Raw genomic sequence first — 17,799 nt, 5'->3', positions numbered from 1 at the left:
GGTTTTATTCCCCGCCCCGGTCCCGGTCCGCGTCCGGGGACGCCTCGGTGTCGGGGCGGATGTCGATGCGCCAGCCGGTGAGCCGCGCGGCGAGGCGGGCGTTCTGGCCCTCCTTGCCGATGGCCAGGGACAGCTGGTAGTCGGGCACGGTCACCCGGGCGGACCGGGAGTCCCAGTCGACGACCTCGACCTCGCTCACCCGGGCGGGTGACAGCGCGTTCGCGACCATCTCCGCCGGGTCGTCCGACCAGTCGACGATGTCGATCTTCTCGCCGTGCAGCTCGGCCATGACGTTGCGCACGCGGCTGCCCATCGGGCCGATGCAGGCGCCCTTGGGGTTCAGGCCCGAACGGGTGGACCGGACGGCGATCTTGGTGCGGTGACCGGCCTCACGGGCGATCGCCGAGATCTCGACGCTGCCGTCGGCGATCTCCGGGACCTCCAGCGAGAACAGCTTCTTCACCAGGTTCGGGTGGGTGCGCGAGAGGGTCACGGACGGGCCGCGGACACCCTTCGCCACGCGCACGACATACGCCTTCAGGCGCAGGCCGTGCGGGTACTCCTCGCCGGGGACCTGCTCCTGCACCGGCAGGATGGCCTCCAGCTTGCCGATGTCGACGAGGACGTTCTTGGGGTCCTTGCCCTGCTGTACGACGCCGGTGATGACGTCGCCCTCCCGGCCGGCGAACTCGCCGAAGGTCAGGTCGTCCTCGGCGTCGCGCAGACGCTGGAGGATCACCTGCTTGGCCGTCGTCGCGGCGATCCGGCCGAAGTCCGACGGCGTGTCGTCGAACTCCTTGGGCTCCTGGCCCTCTTCGAGATCCCTCGGGTCTTCCGTCGCCCACACGACCACGTGACCGTTGGTGCGGTCCAGCACGACGCGGGCGCGGCGGAAGCTCCCCTCGGTCCGGTGGTACGCGATGAGGAGGGCCGACTCGATCGCCTCGACGAGCAGGTCGAAGGAGATCTCCTTCTCCCGGACCAGACCCCGCAGGGCACTCATGTCGATGTCCACGGCTACGCCTCCTCTTCCTTCTTGTCCTTGCGGTTGAACTCGATCTCGACACGCGCCTTGGCGATGTCGGTGAAAGCGATGCGGCGGGCGGTCGCCTTGCGGCCCTTCACGCCCGGTACTTCGAGGTCCATGCCCTCGTCGTCGACGTCGAGGATCCGGGCGACCAGTTCCCCGGCACCCTTCCCGTCCTCGGCGGACAGCTGGAACTTCACGAGACGGCCGACGGCCCGTACGTAGTGGCGGTGCTCGGTCAGCGGGCGGTCGGCGCCCGGGGAGCTCACCTCGAGGACGTACTCGTCCTCGCCCATCACGTCGGATTCGTCGAGCTGGTCGGAGACCTCACGGCTCAGCTCGGCACACGCGTCCAGCTCCACGCCCTCGTCGGAGTCCACGATGATCCGCAGCATCCGGCGCTTGCCCGCCCGCGACAGCTCGATCTCTTCGAGGTCCAGGCCCTTGGCGGCGACGAGCGGCTCCAGCAGTCCGCGCAGCCTGTCGCTCTGGGTGGTGCTCATCCGGGTGACTCCTCGGCCGCGTGTGCTGTTGTGGTTTCCGTCGTGTGTCAGGTCAAAGGGTATCCGGTGTCGGAGGGTGTTGCCGTCCGCCCTGCGACCAGGGCCCCGGGTACCGTGATCACACCCTGCCCCGCCCCCCACCACGAGGACGTCGCCGTGCCCTGGACCCCGCCTTCCAGACCTTCGCGCAGGAGCCTGCTCGTCGGTGCCGCCGGCGCGGCCGGTGCCGCGCTGCTGCCCGGGTGCACCGTCGGCCGTCCCGCGGACGCCGATCCGGTGATGTCACTCGAACGGCGGATGCGGGAAGCGGCCGCTCGTGACAGCGACCGACTGCTGGAACGTTACGACGCCACGGCCGCCGCCCATCCGGACCTGGCCGCGCGGCTCGCTCCGCTCCGCGCCGCCGTCGCCGCGCACACGGCCGCCCTCTCCCCCGCCGCTTCGGACTCGCCGTCCCCCACGGCGTCGCCGTCCGGCGGTACGGGGGCCGCCGCGCCCACGGCGAGCGCTGAGCCGGTGCCCGCGAAGCCCGCCGAGGCCCTGACCGCGCTCGCCGACGCCGAGCGGAGCCTGTCCGAGGCCCGGACCATCGACCTGGCCGGGGCGCCGGGGGAGCTGGCCCGGTTGCTCGCCTCGGTGGCCGCCTGCGGCGCCGTGCACGTGCATCTTCTGACCTCGACCCCCGGAGCCACGCCGTGAAGCCCGAACCCTCCCCCGCCGGCCGGGCCCTGGAGGCCGCGCAGGCGGCCCTCGCCGCCGAGCACGCGGCCGCCTACGGATACGGGGTGATCGGCGCACGGACCACCGGCGCACGTGCCACCGAGGCCCGGGAGGCGTACGGCGGTCACCTCGCGCGGCGCGACGCGCTGGCCCGGACCGTGCGCGAGCTGGGCGGCGCGCCCCGGCCCTCGGAGGCGGCGTACGCCCTGCCGTTCGAGGTGCGCAGCCCCGCCGACGCCGAGCGGCTGGCCGCGGTGATCGAGGACCGGGTGGCCGGCGCGTACTCCGATCTGGTGCGGGCGGCGGAGGGCCCGCTGCGCCGCGAGGCGGCCGACGCGCTCAGCGCCGCAGCGGTGCGCGCGGCACGCTGGCGCGGTGTCGGCGTAGCCTTCCCTGGGCTCACGGAACGCGCATAGCGAGCCCTCACCAGCTGAAAGGGACCACGCACGCATGGCTTTCGAACCGCCGCAGCGGCTTGTACGGGCGCTCGGCGAGCTGCCGGAGACGGCGCAGGACGCGGACTGGCTGGGGCAGTTGCCCGAGCTCACCGAGGCCGCGCTCGCCCGGCGGGGCGTACGGGCCCAGCGGGTGCAGGCCCCGGGCGGCCGCAGCAGTCTGGTCGTCCTCGTCGCCTACGCGGACGGCACCCCCGCCGCCCTGAAGCTGGCGCCCCCGCACGCCCGGCCCGACCGGGAGCTGGCCGCGCTGGCGCACTGGGGCGGTTTCGGCGCCGTACGGGTCCTCGACACCCGCCACCACGAGGAGGACGGGGCCCTGCTGCTGGAGCGGCTGCACGCGGAGGTATCGCTGCGGTCCCTGCCGGAGGCGAAGGCACTGCTGGAGGCCAGCGGCACGCTGCGGCGGCTGTGGGTGGCGCCGCCGGCCGGGCACGGTTGGGAGACGGCGGCCGAGCGCACCGCGCGGCAGTCACAAGCCCTGCGGGCGGCCCCGGCGGAGGCCCGGGCCCTCGCCGACACCGCCCTGGCGGCGCGGGAGGAGCTGGTGGCGGCCCCGCCGGAGGAACTGCTGCTGCACGGCAACTTCCGGCAGGGCAAGGTCCTGGCGGGCGAACGGGCACCCTGGCTGACGGTGGGCCCCGACCCGCTGGTCGGCGAGCGGGCGTACGACCTGGCGCGGCTGGTCCGGGACCGGCTGGAGGACCAGGTGGCCTCGTCGGCGGGAGCGGCGGGGGCCCGGCGCCGGGTGAACAAGCTGGCGGACGCGCTGGACGTGGACCGGGAGCGGCTGCGGGGCTGGACGCTCTTCCGGGCGGTGGAGTCGGGCAACCGCGCCCTGGCCGCCGGACGCCGCCGGGACGCGGAGCTCCTGCTGGAGTTCGCCTCCTGGCTGTAGGAGGTGTCCGGCGCAGCATGAGGTGTCCGGCGCTGTAGGAGGTGTCCGGCCTGATCGACCGGACACCGAGTGGGGCATACCGTAGAGAGGAAGGTATGTCCGGCAGGGGGCCGTCATGGTCGAAGAGCTGCTGACAGCGGTGGTCGCCGCAGGCGTGGGTGCCGCGGTCTACATGGGCGCCGCGGCCCGCGTGGTGAAGCAGTACGAGCGGGGCCTGGTCTTCCGCTTCGGCCGGCTGCGGGACGAGATTCGCCCTCCGGGCTTCACGGTGATCGTTCCCGTGATCGACCGGCTCCGCAAGGTCAACATGCAGATCGTGACGCTGCCGGTGCCCGCACAGGAGGGCATCACCCGGGACAACGTCACGGTGCGGGTGGACGCGGTCGTGTACTTCAAGGTCGTCGACCCGGCGAGCGCGGTGGTGGCGGTGGAGGACTACCGCTTCGCCGTCTCCCAGATGGCGCAGACCTCGCTCCGGTCGATCATCGGCAAGTCCGACCTCGACGACCTGCTCTCCAACCGGGAGATGCTCAACCAGGGCCTGGAGCTGATGATCGACAGCCCCGCGGTGGGCTGGGGGGTGCAGATCGACCGGGTCGAGATCAAGGACGTGTCCCTGCCGGAGACGATGAAGCGGTCGATGGCCCGGCAGGCGGAGGCCGACCGTGAGCGCCGGGCCCGTGTGATCAACGCGGACGCGGAGCTGCAGGCCTCGCACAAGCTCGCCGAGGCGGCGGAGGTCATGTCGGAGCAGCCCGCGGCGCTCCAGCTGCGCCTGCTGCACACGATCGTGGCGGTCGCCGCCGAGAAGAACTCCACGCTGGTACTGCCGTTCCCGGTGGAGCTGCTGCGCTTTCTGGAGCGCGCCGCCCCGCCGCCCCCGGCGGCGCCCGCGCGGGAGGAACCGGCCCCGGCCGGCCCGGCTTCCGAAGGCCCCGGGCCGGCCGAGGTCGACACCGCGGGGACGGACGGCCCTGCCGCCGTCGACCCGGCGGCGCGGGAGCCGGCCGAGGTCGAAACCGCGAGGACGGACGAGGCGGCGGCCCTGGACCGCGCGGCTGCGGAGCCGTCCCTGGGGGCCGCGGAGCCGGCGCCGTACCCGGACGAGTCCCCGCCGTAGCCCCCTTTGCCGCCGGGGCGCCGGAACCCGGCCCCGGCCGGCCCGGCTTCCGAAGGCCCCGGGCCGGCCGAGGTCGACACCGCGGGGACCGACGGCCCTGCCGCCGCTGCCCCGGCGGCGCGGACCCGGCCCAGGGACGGCGCGATCCGCACCACCGGACGAACCGCGGACGTAGCGGGGCGCCGGCGTACGCGGCGGGGCGGCGGGCGCCGAGGATCCGCCTGCTCACCCCGTTTGCCCCGGTAGCTGCCGCTGTGGACGCGGGCGGCCTCGTCGAAGCAGCGCAGCACGGCCCGGGCGGGAACGTCGACGCCCAACGCCCCGGACCGCAGCCCGACCCCCTTGTTGTCGTGGGCACAGCCGTGGCGCAGCTCCAGCAGGCGCAGCCGAACGGTCTCCCCATTGCCGGTGGAAGATCCGCCGGAAGGCGGTCGGCTCCGCCTCGAACGGTGCGCGCGCCTGCGCCGCACCCGCGGCGATGCGGGTGACGGCGGTCAGCAGGTCCTCGGGAGCGCTGCTGATGTACGAGGCGGTGAGGTCGAACCGCTGGGCCCCGCCCCCACCGTGCGGTCGGCCCAGCCGCGTCCGGACAGCGTCCAACGGGCGGTCAGGCCCGGCTGCTCGTCGCGGTGTTCGCCGGAGGGGACCACAGACGCGCGCCGGCGGTGTCAGGCCGTGGCCGTCAGGCGGGCGAGGGCCTCGGCCAGGGGGAGTTCCTCGCGGGTGCCGGACGCGCGGTCCTGGAGTTCGACCACCGACTCCGCAGAGCGCCGGCCCGCCACGAGGATCCACGGCACGCCGATCAGCTCCGCGTCCGTGAGCTTCACGCCCGGGGAGAGGCCCGCACGGTCGTCCAGCAGGACCCGGAGGCCGGAGCCCGCCAGGGCCTCGGCCGCCTCCTCCGCCAGGGCCAGCGGCACCGCCTTGCCCGCCGCCACCACGTGGACGTCGGCCGGGGCCACCGCCGCCGGCCAGCACAGCCCGCGCTCGTCCGCGGTCTGTTCGGCCAGGGCCGCCACCGCGCGGGAGACGCCGATGCCGTAGGAGCCCATGGTGACCCGCACCGGCTTGCCCTCGCGGCCCAGTACGTCCAGCCCGAAGGCGTCCGCGTACTTGCGGCCTAGCTGGAAGATGTGGCCGATCTCGATCGCGCGGTCGAGACGGAGCCCGGCCCCGCAGGAGGGGCAGGGGTCGCCCGGCTCCACGACCACCACGTCCAGGTAGCGGTCCACCTCGAAGTCACGGCCGCAGACCACGTTGCGGGCGTGCGTGTCCGGCCTGTTGGCGCCCGTCACCCAGGCGGTCCCCGGCGCGACCCGCGGGTCGGCCAGGTAGCGGACCTTCTCCAGGCCCTGCGGGCCCACGTAGCCGCGTACCAGGTCGGGCCGGTCCGTGAAGTCCTCGGCCGTGACGAGCTCGACGACCGCGGGCGCCAGGTGCTCGGCCAGCTTGCCGAGGTCGACCTCCCGGTCCCCCGGCACGCCCACGGCAACGATCTCGCCGTCGACCTTCACCAGGAGGTTCTTCAGCGTCGCCGAGGCGGGCACCCCCAGGTGCGCGGCGAGGGTCTCGATCGTCGGGGTGTCGGGGGTGTCGACCTCCTCCAGCGGCGGGTGCTCCGCGGCCACGGGGGTCAGCGCGAGGGTCACGGCCTCCGTGTTGGCCGCGTAGTCGCAGGAGGGGCAGTCCACGAAGGTGTCCTCGCCCGCCTCGGCCGGGGCCAGGAACTCCTCGGACGCCGATCCGCCCATGGCCCCCGACACCGCGGACACGATCCGGTGGTCCAGGCCCAGCCGCTCGAAGATGCGGACGTAGGCCTCGCGGTGGAGCCGGTAGGACTCCTCCAGCCCCTCGTCGGAGACGTCGAAGGAGTACGAGTCCTTCATCTGGAACTCCCGGCCCCGCAGTACGCCCGACCGGGGCCGCGCCTCGTCGCGGTACTTGGTCTGGATCTGGTACAGCATGACCGGCAGGTCCTTGTACGAGGTGCACTGGTCCTTCACCACCAGGGTGAAGATCTCCTCGTGGGTCGGGCCGAGCAGGTAGTCCGCGCCCTTGCGGTCCCTGAGCCGGAACAGCAGGTCCCCGTATTCCGACCAGCGTCCGCTGACCTCGTACGGCTCCTTGGGCAGCAGCGCCGGGAGCAGCACCTCCTGGGCGCCGATCGCGTCCATCTCCTCGCGGACGACGCGGCTGACGTTGTCCAGGACCCGCTTGCCGAGCGGCAGCCACGTCCACACCCCGGCCGAGCTGCGCCGGACGTAACCTGCGCGGACCAGGAGCCGATGGCTGAGGGTTTCGGCGTCGGCCGGGTCCTCGCGGAGGGTCTTGGCCATGAGGCGGGACATGCGCTGTACGTGATGTGTGGACATGCCGGGAGGTTACCGGGGCCCCGCCGGAGCCCGTTAACCCGTTTCAGGGCCTGTTCAGCGGCAGTGTGGCGCCCATGACGGCGTACGGGAGGCTCGCGCTCGGGAAGTGCACCTGGCGGGCGAGGTCGACGTAGCCGAGAGCCCGGTAGAGGCCCCGGGCGGGGCTCTCGGTGTCGATGGCGGAGAGGATCGAGCGGGGCTCGGCGGCGGCGTCGGTGAGGGCGGTGATCAGGGAGCGGCCGACGCCGTGGCCCTGGAAGCCGGGGTGCACGTGGAGTTCGGTGATGACGAATGAGCCGTCGAGCCAGTGCTCGTGGCCGCCGGCCCGCAGGTACGGCTCGACGATGGTGGACCACCAGTGCGTGCGGTCGTTCGGCATCCCGTACACGAATCCGGTGAGCGCGCCGTCCTCGGCGAAGGCCCCCAGGGCGCGAGCGCCCTTGCAGGTCATGTGGCGCTGGACGATGTAGCGCCGGATGCCGACCTCCTCCTCGCTGAGGCCGAAGGCGACGGCCTGCACGCGCAGGGCCTCGTCCACCCGGGCGGCGAGGTCGAGGGGGCCGATACGGACACCGGAAGGCAGCATGCGGTGACCTTACTTCGCGGTAAGGGTGTGCCGGAATGCCGCGACCCCGGTCTCCTGCCGGTTCAGAAGAGCACACTCATGAACGCGCCGACCTCACGGAAGCCGACGCGGCGGTACGCGGCCCGCGCGGCGGTGTTGAAGTCGTTCACGTAGAGGCTGACCACGGGTGCCACGTCGCGCAGCGCGTATTCGACGACGGCGGCTATCCCGGTCTCCGAGTGGCCGCGGCCGCGGAACTCGGGGGCCACCCAGACGCCCTGGATCTGGCAGGCGCGGGAGGTGGCGGCGCCGATCTCCGCCTTGAAGACGATCTTGCCGTCCTCGACGCGGGCGAAGGAGCGGCCGCCGGCGACGAGCTCGGCGACGCGGGCCTGGTACAGCAGACCGCCGTCGCCGGCCATCGGCGAGACGCCGACCTCCTCGGTGAACATGGCCACGCAGGCGGGCATGATCAGGTCCATCTCGTGCTTGCGGATCCGGCGGACCTGCGGGTCCGGTTCGACCGTGGTGGACGGGCGCTCGATGACCATGAGGGGCTGGTGGGCGCGGACCTCGCGGGCCGGGCCCCAGCTGGGCTCCAGGAGCTGCCACAGCTGCCGGGTTGGCTCGGCCGGACCCACGATGGAGGAGCAGCGGCGGCCGGTGCGGCGGGCCCGGTCGGCGAAGGCGCGTACGGCGTCGGGCTCGGCGCAGACGGGGACGAGGTTGGCTCCGGCGTAGCAGAGCGAACGGAGCTCGCCGTCGGCGTACCAGCCCCACATCTCGCCGCCCAGGCGCCAGGGGTCGAGTCCGGCGACCTGGACCCGGGAGGTGACGAAGGCGTTCTCGACCGGCTCGCGTCCGAGGATGTCGAGCGCGGCGTCGAGATCACTGGGCTCAAGGACCCGGGTCGTGGTCTGCGTCAACACTGGGGCCTCACCATGCAAGTCTGCTGATCTCCGCACTGTACCCGGCGGCGCAGGACGATGCCGCGTCCGCAGGTCACGAAAAGGCCCCGGCCCCGCTCCCGAACTGCGGGAACGGGGCCGGGGCCGGACGTCTGCGGCGCGCTCGGCAGAGACCGCGGGCGGCATTCCGGCGCGGCACGCGGCACCGGGGATGCCCTGCCTCGATCGCCGGCGGACGGGAAGGTTCCGGACCGTGCGCCGGACGGGGCGGTCAGACGCCGATGGCGACGGACGGCTCGCCGCTGGCGACGCCGTCGGCCTCCATCTGCGCGGCGATCTTCATGGCCTCTTCGATGAGGGTCTCGACGATCTTCGACTCGGGGACGGTCTTGATGACCTCGCCCTTCACGAAGATCTGGCCCTTGCCGTTGCCGGAGGCGACGCCGAGGTCGGCCTCGCGGGCCTCGCCGGGGCCGTTGACCACGCAGCCCATGACGGCGACGCGCAGCGGGACCTCCATGCCCTCCAGGCCCGCCGTGACCTCTTCGGCCAGCTTGTAGACGTCGACCTGGGCGCGGCCACAGGAGGGGCAGGAGACGATCTCCAGGCGGCGCGGCTTGAGGTTCAGGGACTCCAGGATCTGGATGCCGACCTTGACCTCCTCCGCCGGCGGGGCGGAGAGGGAGACGCGGATGGTGTCGCCGATGCCCTCGGAGAGCAGGGCGCCGAAGGCGACGGCGGACTTGATGGTGCCCTGGAAGGCGGGGCCGGCCTCGGTGACGCCCAGGTGCAGCGGGTAGTCGCAGGCCGCGGCCAGCTGGCGGTAGGCGTTGACCATGACGACGGGGTCGTTGTGCTTGACCGAGATCTTGATGTCGCTGAAGCCGTGCTCCTCGAAGAGGGAGGCCTCCCACAGCGCGGATTCGACGAGCGCCTCCGGGGTGGCCTTGCCGTACTTCTTCAGCAGGCGGGCGTCGAGGGAGCCGGCGTTGACGCCGATGCGGATCGGGGTGCCCGCGTCGTTCGCGGCCTTCGCGATCTCCTTGACCTTGTCGTCGAACTGCTTGATGTTGCCCGGGTTCACGCGGACGGCGGCGCAGCCGGCGTCGATCGCGGCGAACACGTACTTCGGCTGGAAGTGGATGTCGGCGATGACCGGGATCTGCGACTTCTTGGCGATCACGGCGAGGGCGTCGGCGTCGTCCTGCGTCGGGCAGGCGACGCGGACGATGTTGCAGCCGGAGGCGGTCAGCTCGGCGATCTGCTGGAGCGTGGCGCCGATGTCGGAGGTGCGGGTCGTGGTCATCGACTGCACCGAGATGGGCGCGTCACCGCCGACGGCCACGGAACCGACCTGGATCTTGCGGCTGACCCTGCGGTCGGCAAGCTTCGTCGGCACGGACGGCATTCCGAGAGAGATGGCAGTCATCTGCTGTGCAACCCCAAGGTGTGGATCAAGGTCCCGAGATCGGCGGGCTCCAGGCTTCGAGATTACGCCAACCACGGCACGCCCCGTGCATCCGAGGGGGCGTACCACCCGAACGTAGGGAGCCGGGCACGATGCGTGCCCGGCTCCCGTCGGTCCTGTGCGGATCTCCGTGGCGACTAGGTGATCTTGATGGGGTTCACCACGTCGGCGACCATCACCAGCAGGGTGAAGCAGATGAACAGGCCCGCGACCACGTACGCGACGGGCATCAGCTTCGCCACGTCGAACGGGCCGGGGTCGGGGCGGCGGAAGATCCGTGCCACGCCGCGCCGGACCGACTCCCACAGGGCGCCGGCGATGTGCCCGCCGTCGAGCGGGAGCAGCGGCAGCATGTTGAAGAGGAACAGCGAGAGGTTGAAGCCGGCGAGCAGGTTCAGGAAGAACACCAGCTGGTGCTGGGCGGGGATGTCGAGGGTGAAGATCTCACCGCTGACGCGCGCGGCGCCCACGACGCCCATCGGGCTGTCCTGCTTGCGTTCGGCCCCGTTGAAGGCCGCGTTCCACAGGTCCGGGACCTTGGACGGCAGGGCGACCAGCGACTGCACGCCGGCCTCCATCATCTCGCCCATGCGTTCGGCGGACTGGCCGAAGGACTGCGGTACGTAGCCGGAGGCGGGTGCGAAACCGAGGAAGCCCGCGGTGACGTACTCGTCCTTGACGTAGTTGCCGCTGCCGTCGGTCTTGGCGACCTTGTTCTCGATCAGGTTCGCCTTGAGGTCGAGGCGCTCGCCGGCGCGGACGACGGTGATCGTGGCGGGTCCGACGGTGGCGCGGATGTCCTTCTGCAGGGCGGACCAGTCGTCGACCGGGCGGCCGTTGAAGGCGACGATCCTGTCGCCCGCCTTGAGGCCCGCGGCCCGGGCGGGTGCGGCCGGATCGCCGGGCAGGCACTTGTCCCGCTTCTCGCTCTGCTGGATGACACAGTCCGAGACGGTGGCGACCGAGGTGGTCTGGGTGTTCAGCCCGAAGGTCATCAGGGTGGTGAGGAAGATCGCCACGGCCAGGACCAGGTTCATGAACGGGCCGGCGAACATCACGATCACGCGCTTCCACGGCTTGCGCGTGTAGAAGAGCCGGGTCTCGTCGCCGGGCTGTAGCTCCTCGTACGCCGCCGAGCGCGCGTCCTCGATCATCGACCGGAACGGCGAGGTGGACCGGGCCGTGACCTTGCCGTCCTCGCCGGGCGGGAACATCCCGATCATGCGGATGTAGCCGCCCATGGGGATGGCCTTGATCCCGTACTCGGTCTCGCCCTTCCTCCGCGACCAGATGGTCGGGCCGAAGCCCACCATGTACTGCGGCACGCGGATGCCGAACAGCTTGGCCGTGGAGAGGTGCCCCAGCTCGTGCCACGCGATGGAGACCAGCAGGCCGACCGCGAAGATCACGATTCCGAGCACCGTCATCAGAAGTGTCATGCGCGCGCCTCCGCGGCGGCCCGCGCCGCCATCTCCCGCGCCCGGGCCCGGGCCCAGGCCTCTGCTTCAAGGACGTCCTCGACGGTCAGGGAGGTTCCCGACTGCGGTGTCCCGTGCTCGTCGACCACGGCAGAGACCGTATCCATGATTGCTGTGAACGGCAGCCGACCGGCCAGGAACGCCTCGACGCACTCCTCGTTCGCTGCGTTGAACACGGCCGGGGCGGTGCCGCCGAGGGCGCCCACGTGCCGGGCGATGCCCACGGCGGGGAAGGCCTCGGTGTCCAGCGGGAAGAACTCCCAGGTGGAGGCCTTGGTCCAGTCGAAGGCCGGGGCCGCGTCCGGGATCCGCTGGGGCCAGCCGAGGCCGATCGCGATGGGGCCGCGCATGTCCGGCGGAGTGGCCTGGGCGAGCGTGGATCCGTCGGTGAACTCCACCATCGAGTGCACGTACGACTGCGGGTGGACCACGACCTCGATCTGCTCGAACGGGAGGTCGTAGAGCAGGTGCGCCTCGATGACCTCCAGACCCTTGTTGACCAGGGTCGCCGAGTTGACGGTGATCACCGGGCCCATGGCCCAGGTGGGGTGGGCGAGGGCGTCCTGGACGGTGACCTCGGCCAGCTCGGCGCGGGTGCGGCCGCGGAAGGGGCCGCCGGACGCGGTCACCACGAGCTTGCGGACGTCGGCGCGGGTGCCGGCGGCCAGCGCCTGGAAGAGCGCCGCGTGCTCGGAGTCCACGGGGATGATCTGGCCGGGCTTCGCGAGGGCCTTGACCAGCGGGCCGCCGACGATCAGCGACTCCTTGTTGGCCAGGGCCAGGGTGCGGCCGGCCCTCAGGGCGGCGAGGGTCGGCGCGAGGCCGATGGATCCGGTGATGCCGTTGAGGACGGTGTGGCAGGGGGAGGCGGCGAGTTCGGTCGCGGCGTCCGGCCCGGCCAGGATCTCGGGCAGTGCCTCGCCCGGACCGTACTGGGCGCTCAGCGCCTCTTTCAGGGCCGGCACCACGTCTTCGCGGGCGACGGCCACCTTCTCGACCCTCAGCAGCCGGGCCTGCTCGGCCAGCAGCGCCACCCGGCCGCCGGCGGCGGACAGGGCGGTGACCCGGAACCGGTCCGGGTTGCGCACGGCGAGGTCGATGGCCTGGGTGCCGATGGAGCCGGTGGCCCCCAGGATCACGATGTCCCGGCGGCCGGCCGCGGGGTCGAAGAGGAGGTGCGGGTCGGCGAGGGGGGCTGGACGGTCGCTCATGCCCCCATTGTTGCCGCAACTCAGGGGCGCCCCGACACGGAGCCCCCTTCCGTGACCCGCAGAAGGAGGTGCGGGAGCGTTCCGGCGAAGTCGGGGAGCGCGCGGGCGGTGCGCCACCAGGCCTCCGGGTCCTCTCCGAGGGCGACGGTGAGCAGCCGGTACGCCTCGGCGTGGGCGGCCAGGACGGCGCGGGGGTGGTCGTGCCGGTCGGGGTGGTCGACGTCGCCGAGCCAGTGGTCCTCGTCGAGGGCCCAGCAGGCCGGCAGCTTGTGCCGGATCACGTCGATGCCGGTGAGCAGGCCGCGGTCGAGGCAGTCGCGCACCCAGCGGATGTCCTCCTCCACGCTCTCCATGGGCACGGCGAGGCTCGCGAGGGCCAGTTCGCGCTCCACGCCGCCGGAGGGCTCGGCGGCCCTCGGGGTCAGGTGGCGCACGGCCCGGGCGAGTTCGGGCTCCGGCTCCCGCGAGGCGTCCGGTCCGGGCAGGGTGCCGTCGACGACGCCCGCCACGAGTGCGGGCAGCGGACCGGGGTGCCCGGGGGCGTGCCGCAGCAGCTCCGCCCACATCCTGGGGTCGTCCCCCAGCGGGCGCAGGGCCCGCATCACGGCGGTCTGCATGCCGGCCTGTTCGGGCAGGGTCCAGCGCAGGGCACGACGGCCGGAGAGGTGACCGAGGAGCAGTGTGTGGCGGGCGGGGGCGACGTGGGCGACGAGTTCCTCGTGCGTGAGCCGGCCCATCCGTACGGCGCGGACGGCGGGCCGGTGCCAGGAGCGGTCGTCCGCCGGCGCCGCGGCGGTGGTGAGCAGCCCGCAGACGGTCTCCCGTGGCAGGTCGGCGGCGAGCAGCAGGGCCTCGACGGAGCCGGCCGGCAGCGGCAGGCGGGCGTGCTCGGCGAGCAGCGCCCCGGGTTCGGCCCCGTGGGGCAGCGCAAGGATGTCCAGCGGGACCCGCGGTCCGCGCCTGCCGTGCCGGCGCAGCAGTCCGGCGAGCTCGGCGGCGGTGAGGGGCCGTTCCCCCGGGTCCCGGCCGAGTTCGGCGCGCAGGACGGGCAGCAGCTCGGGGGGTGTGCGGCGGCGGGCGTAGCGGGCCGGGCCGGGCAGGCCCGGCAGCGGCCTGCCCACGACGCGGGGGTTGCGGGCGATGTAACCGCGGTCGGCGGCGCCGCCGTGGCGCAGCAGCAGGGTCACGGTGGAGGCCGCCAGCCATTCGTCGCGGCAGAGGTACTTGAGGGCCGGCCCGTCGAGCCGGCGGGTCATGTCGACGACGACGTGGTCCGGTGCGTGGCGCAGCAGGTGCGCCACGCACCAGGCCAGCCGTCGGCTGGTGCGGTCCTGCTCGGCCGTCGGCATGGTTCGTCCGCCTCGTGCTGTGCTCGTACGCGTGCCGGGTCCGCACGCGTACTCATCCTCGTACGTCTGTCCGACGTGCGGCGATGATCGCAGGTCAGCTGATGGGACGGTGCACGTTTTTCCGGTTCGAGGGGCCGGGGGCGGCATCCGCGATCCAGGGGCCGTCGCCCGAGGGGTCGAGGACGCCCTCCTCGAGCCAGGCGTAGGTCCCGGACAGGACGCCGGCGACCACCTTGCGGTCGAGGTCGTCGGTGTTGGACCAGAGCCGTCCGAAGAGCTCCTCGACACGCAGCCGGGACTGCTCGCAGAAGGCGTCGGCGAGCTGGTACGCCTCACGGCCGTGCTCGCCCGCGGCCCGCAGGTGCTCGGCGCGGACGCAGGCCGCGCTCATCGCGAAGAGCTCGGCGCCGATGTCGACGATCCGGCCGAGGAAGCCCTGTTTGGTCTCCATGCGGCCCTGCCAGCGGGACATGGCGTAGAAGGTGGACCGGGCGAGTTTGCGGGCGCTGCGTTCCACATGGCGCAGGTGGGTGGAGAGGTCGGGGTGGCCGGCGGGGTGGAAGGCCCGGTAGGCGCCGGGGACGTGGCCGGGGCCGGTGGCCAGCTTGGGCAGCCAGCGGGCGTAGAACCCGGCGGCGCGGGCGCCGGCCCTGGCCTTGTCGCCGAGTGCCTTCTCGGGGTCGATGAGGTCGCCGGCCACCGACAGGTGGGCGTCGACGGCCTCGCGGGCGATCAGCAGGTGCATGATCTCCGTCGAGCCCTCGAAGATCCGGTTGATGCGCAGGTCGCGGAGCAGCTGCTCGGCGGGGACGGCGCGCTCGCCGCGGGCGGCCAGGGACTCGGCCGTCTCGAAGCCCCGCCCGCCGCGGATCTGGACCAGTTCGTCGGCCATCAGACAGGCCATCTCGGAGCCGTAGAGCTTGGCGAGGGCGGCTTCGATGCGGATGTCGTTGCGGTCCTCGTCGGCCATCTGGGAGGCGAGGTCGACGACCGCTTCGAGGGCGAAGGTGGTGGCGGCGATGAAGGAGATCTTGGCGCCGACGGCCTCGTGCCTGGCCACCGGACGCCCCCACTGCTCGCGCACGCCGGACCACTCGCGGGCGATCTTCAGGCACCACTTGCCGGCGCCGACGCACATGGCGGGCAGGGAGAGCCGGCCGGTGTTGAGCGTGGTGAGGGCGATCTTCAGCCCTGCCCCTTCGGCGCCGATGCGCTGGTCGGCGGGGACCCGGACCCGGTGGAAGCGGGTGACGCCGTTCTCCAGGCCGCGCAGGCCCATGAAGGCGTTGCGGTGCTCGACGGTGATGCCGGGCGAGTCGGCCTCGACGACGAAGGCGGTGATCCCGCCGCGGTGGTTCTCCGATCTCGGCACCCGGGCCATGACCACGAGCAGGTCCGCGACGACCCCGTTGGTGGTCCACAGCTTCACGCCGTCGAGGATGTAGGCGTCGTCGCCGTCCGGGACCGCGGTGGTGGCCAGGCGCGCCGGGTCGGAGCCCACGTCGGGCTCGGTGAGCAGGAAGGCGCTGATGGCGGTGGTGGCGCAGCGCGGCAGGTAGGCGTCCTTCTGGGCCTGCGTGCCGAACATCTTCAGGGGCTGGGGCACGCCGATCGACTGGTGGGCGGAGAGCAGGGCCCCGATGGCCGGGCTGACCGAGCCGACGAGGGCGAGCGCCTTGTTGTAGTACACCTGGGTGAGGCCGAGGCCCCCGTACTTGGGGTCGATCTTCATCCCGAGGGCGCCGAGTTCCTTGAGGCCGCGCACGGTCTCGTCGGGGATCTTCGCCTCGCGCTCGATGAGGGCGCCGTCGATACGGGTCTCGCAGAACTCGCGCAGCCGGGCGAGGAAGGCCTCGCCCCGGCGGACGTCCTCGTCGGCGGGGAGCGGGTGGGGATGGATCAGGTCGAGCCGGAACCGTCCCAGGAAGAGTTCCTTGGCGAAACTGGGTTTGCGCCAGTCCTGTTCCCGGGCCGCTTCCGCGACCTGTCGTGCCTCGCGCTCGGTCACCTTGGGCTGTGTGCCGCTGGGCTGTACGGGCTGTGTTGCGGACATGCGGGGACTCACCTCGCCGCCGGAGTCGGTGGTACCGGCCTACTGGCCGGTGCTACCTGTGAGTCGTACCCCGCCCGGCTCCGCGGGAAAAGCCGGGGCGGACCAGTCGGGGGAATCGCCGGGTCCGGGGGGGCGGGCCATGGGCCGGACCCGGCCCGGGAAAGGGGGACGGCCGGAGCCCCCGCACAGTAGGCTCCGGCCGTCGGCTTTTGGGCCGTGCCGAGGTCAGATGTCGAGGCCGGTCAGGACCAGGACCCGCTCGTACGTGTAGTCGTCCATCGCGTAGCGGACGCCCTCGCGGCCCACACCGGACTGCTTGACGCCGCCGTACGGCATCTGGTCGGCGCGGTAGGACGGCGCGTCGCCGATGATCACACCGCCGACCTCGAGCTCGCGGTGGGCGCGGAACGCGGTCTGTACGTTGCGGGTGAAGACGCCGGTCTGCAGGCCGAACTTCGAGTCGTTCACCGCGGCGAAGGCCTCGTCGGTGTTCTCGACCCGCAGCAGGGTCAGGACCGGGCCGAAGACCTCCTCGGTGGCGAGCTTGACGCCTTCGGGCACGTTCGCGAGGACGGTGGGCTCGTACGAGGCACCCTCGCGCTTGCCGCCGGTGAGCAGCTTGGCACCGGCGGATACGGCCTCGTCGACCCAGGACTCGACACGCTGGGCGGCGGCCTCCGAGACGAGCGGGCCGACGTCGGTGGCGTCGTCGTTCGGGTCGCCGGTGACCTGCGCCTGGACCTTCGCGACGACCTTCTCGACGAGGCGGTCGTAGACGGAGGCGTCGGCGATCACGCGCTGCACGGAGATGCAGGACTGGCCGGCCTGGTAGTTCGAGAAGGTCGCGATGCGGGTCGCGGCCCAGTCGAGGTCGGCGTCGGAGGACCAGTCGTCGAGGACCACGGCCGCTGCGTTGCCGCCGAGCTCCAGGGTGCAGTGCTTGTGGGGCACCGACTGCTGGATGGCGTAGCCGACGGTGTCGGAGCCGGTGAAGGAGATGACGGGGAGGCGCTCGTCCTTGACCAGGGCGGGCATCTTGTCGTTCGCGACCGGCAGGACCGACCAGGAGCCGGCCGGGAGGTCGGTCTCGGCGAGCAGCTCACCCAGGATCAGGCCGGACAGCGGCGTGGCCGGGGCCGGCTTGAGGATGATCGGCGCGCCGACGGCGATGGCCGGGGCCACCTTGTGGGCGCACAGGTTCAGGGGGAAGTTGAACGGCGCGATGCCGAGGACCGGGCCCTTGACGAAGCGGCGGGTCAGCGCGAGACGGCCGACGCCGCCGGCGTCGGTGTCGAGGCGCTGGGCCTCGCCGCCGTTGAAGCGGCGGGCCTCCTCCGCGGCGAAGCGGAACACGGACACCGCACGGCCGACCTCACCGCGGGCCCACTTGATCGGCTTGCCGTTCTCGGCGGAGATCAGCCGGGCGATCTCCTCGGTGCGCTCGACGAGCCGCTTGGACACGTGGTCCAGGGCGGCGGCGCGTACGTGGGCGGGGGTCGCGGAGAACTCCGCCGTCACGGCGTACGCCGCGGCCACGGCCTCTTCGACCTGCTCGTCGGTGGGCACGCTGACGGCGCCGACCAGTCGGCCGTCCCACGGGGAGTGGACGTCGAAGCTGTCCTCGCCGGTGGCCTGGCGGCCGGCGAGCCAGAAGGCGTGGGTGGAAGTCATG

At 72.7% G+C, this 17,799-nt stretch carries 15 protein-coding genes; 4 read left to right on the top strand and 11 right to left on the bottom strand.

Going from position 1 to position 17,799, the window contains the following annotated elements:
- Positions 1–4: 4 nt before the first annotated feature.
- Positions 5–1,015: a transcription termination factor NusA gene (gene nusA / locus ACZ6JS_RS03580; protein ID WP_469295474.1), complete on the bottom strand. Its 1,011-nt coding sequence runs from the start codon at positions 1,013–1,015 to the stop codon at positions 5–7.
- A 2-nt stretch (positions 1,016–1,017) separates the two neighbouring features.
- Complete coding sequence (gene rimP / locus ACZ6JS_RS03575; RefSeq protein WP_469295473.1) at positions 1,018–1,530, bottom strand: ribosome maturation factor RimP; 513 nt, start codon at positions 1,528–1,530, stop codon at positions 1,018–1,020.
- Positions 1,531–1,644: 114 nt separating this feature from the next.
- Between rimP and ACZ6JS_RS03570 the strand changes: the two genes are divergently transcribed.
- The 4 genes from ACZ6JS_RS03570 to ACZ6JS_RS03555 all read left to right on the top strand — a co-directional run bounded on the left by ACZ6JS_RS03570 (position 1,645) and on the right by ACZ6JS_RS03555 (position 4,723).
- Positions 1,645–2,229, top strand: a complete 585-nt coding sequence (locus ACZ6JS_RS03570; RefSeq protein ID WP_469295472.1) for a hypothetical protein — start codon at positions 1,645–1,647, stop codon at positions 2,227–2,229.
- Entirely contained in the window at positions 2,226–2,666 is a 441-nt protein-coding gene (locus tag ACZ6JS_RS03565) for a ferritin-like domain-containing protein (protein WP_469295471.1), read from the top strand. Before ACZ6JS_RS03570 ends, ACZ6JS_RS03565 begins: the two co-directional genes overlap by 4 nt.
- 34 nt (positions 2,667–2,700) lie before the next feature.
- Positions 2,701–3,603, top strand: a complete 903-nt coding sequence (locus ACZ6JS_RS03560) for an aminoglycoside phosphotransferase family protein (RefSeq protein ID WP_469295469.1) — start codon at positions 2,701–2,703, stop codon at positions 3,601–3,603.
- Between the two features lie 115 nt (positions 3,604–3,718).
- Positions 3,719–4,723: a slipin family protein gene (locus ACZ6JS_RS03555; RefSeq protein WP_469295468.1), complete on the top strand. Its 1,005-nt coding sequence runs from the start codon at positions 3,719–3,721 to the stop codon at positions 4,721–4,723.
- Between the two features lie 668 nt (positions 4,724–5,391).
- Here ACZ6JS_RS03555 and ACZ6JS_RS03550 read toward each other — a convergent pair.
- The 9 genes from ACZ6JS_RS03550 to ACZ6JS_RS03510 all read right to left on the bottom strand — a co-directional run bounded on the left by ACZ6JS_RS03550 (position 5,392) and on the right by ACZ6JS_RS03510 (position 17,798).
- Positions 5,392–7,095 (bottom strand): proline--tRNA ligase, encoded by a 1,704-nt coding sequence (locus ACZ6JS_RS03550; protein ID WP_469295466.1) that lies wholly within the window; start codon positions 7,093–7,095, stop codon positions 5,392–5,394.
- A 43-nt stretch (positions 7,096–7,138) separates the two neighbouring features.
- Positions 7,139–7,681 carry a GNAT family N-acetyltransferase gene (locus tag ACZ6JS_RS03545; RefSeq protein WP_469295465.1) on the bottom strand — a complete coding sequence of 181 codons (543 nt, stop codon included), beginning with the start codon at positions 7,679–7,681 and terminating at the stop codon, positions 7,139–7,141.
- A gap of 62 nt (positions 7,682–7,743) precedes the next feature.
- Positions 7,744–8,589, bottom strand: a complete 846-nt coding sequence (locus tag ACZ6JS_RS03540) for a GNAT family N-acetyltransferase (protein ID WP_469295463.1) — start codon at positions 8,587–8,589, stop codon at positions 7,744–7,746.
- Positions 8,590–8,839: 250 nt separating this feature from the next.
- Positions 8,840–9,997 carry a flavodoxin-dependent (E)-4-hydroxy-3-methylbut-2-enyl-diphosphate synthase gene (ispG, locus tag ACZ6JS_RS03535; protein WP_469295462.1) on the bottom strand — a complete coding sequence of 386 codons (1,158 nt, stop codon included), beginning with the start codon at positions 9,995–9,997 and terminating at the stop codon, positions 8,840–8,842.
- A gap of 176 nt (positions 9,998–10,173) precedes the next feature.
- Positions 10,174–11,475 (bottom strand): M50 family metallopeptidase, encoded by a 1,302-nt coding sequence (locus ACZ6JS_RS03530; protein ID WP_469295461.1) that lies wholly within the window; start codon positions 11,473–11,475, stop codon positions 10,174–10,176.
- A complete protein-coding gene (gene dxr / locus ACZ6JS_RS03525) occupies positions 11,472–12,725 on the bottom strand; it encodes a 1-deoxy-D-xylulose-5-phosphate reductoisomerase (protein WP_469295460.1) in 1,254 nt (417 codons plus the stop codon). Before dxr ends, ACZ6JS_RS03530 begins: the two co-directional genes overlap by 4 nt.
- A gap of 20 nt (positions 12,726–12,745) precedes the next feature.
- On the bottom strand, positions 12,746–14,074 hold the full coding sequence (locus tag ACZ6JS_RS03520) for a serine/threonine-protein kinase (protein ID WP_469295458.1): 1,329 nt from the start codon (positions 14,072–14,074) through the stop codon (positions 12,746–12,748).
- Between the two features lie 94 nt (positions 14,075–14,168).
- On the bottom strand, positions 14,169–16,127 hold the full coding sequence (locus ACZ6JS_RS03515; RefSeq protein WP_469295457.1) for an acyl-CoA dehydrogenase family protein: 1,959 nt from the start codon (positions 16,125–16,127) through the stop codon (positions 14,169–14,171).
- Between the two features lie 225 nt (positions 16,128–16,352).
- Complete coding sequence (locus ACZ6JS_RS03510) at positions 16,353–17,798, bottom strand: aldehyde dehydrogenase family protein (protein ID WP_469295456.1); 1,446 nt, start codon at positions 17,796–17,798, stop codon at positions 16,353–16,355.
- Between the last annotated feature and the right edge of the window lies 1 nt (position 17,799).

The organism is Streptomyces sp. NPDC046349, assembly GCF_055587885.1.
The sequence above is the reverse complement of the archived record's forward strand: the minus strand, read 5'-3'. Positions and strand labels throughout refer to the sequence as shown.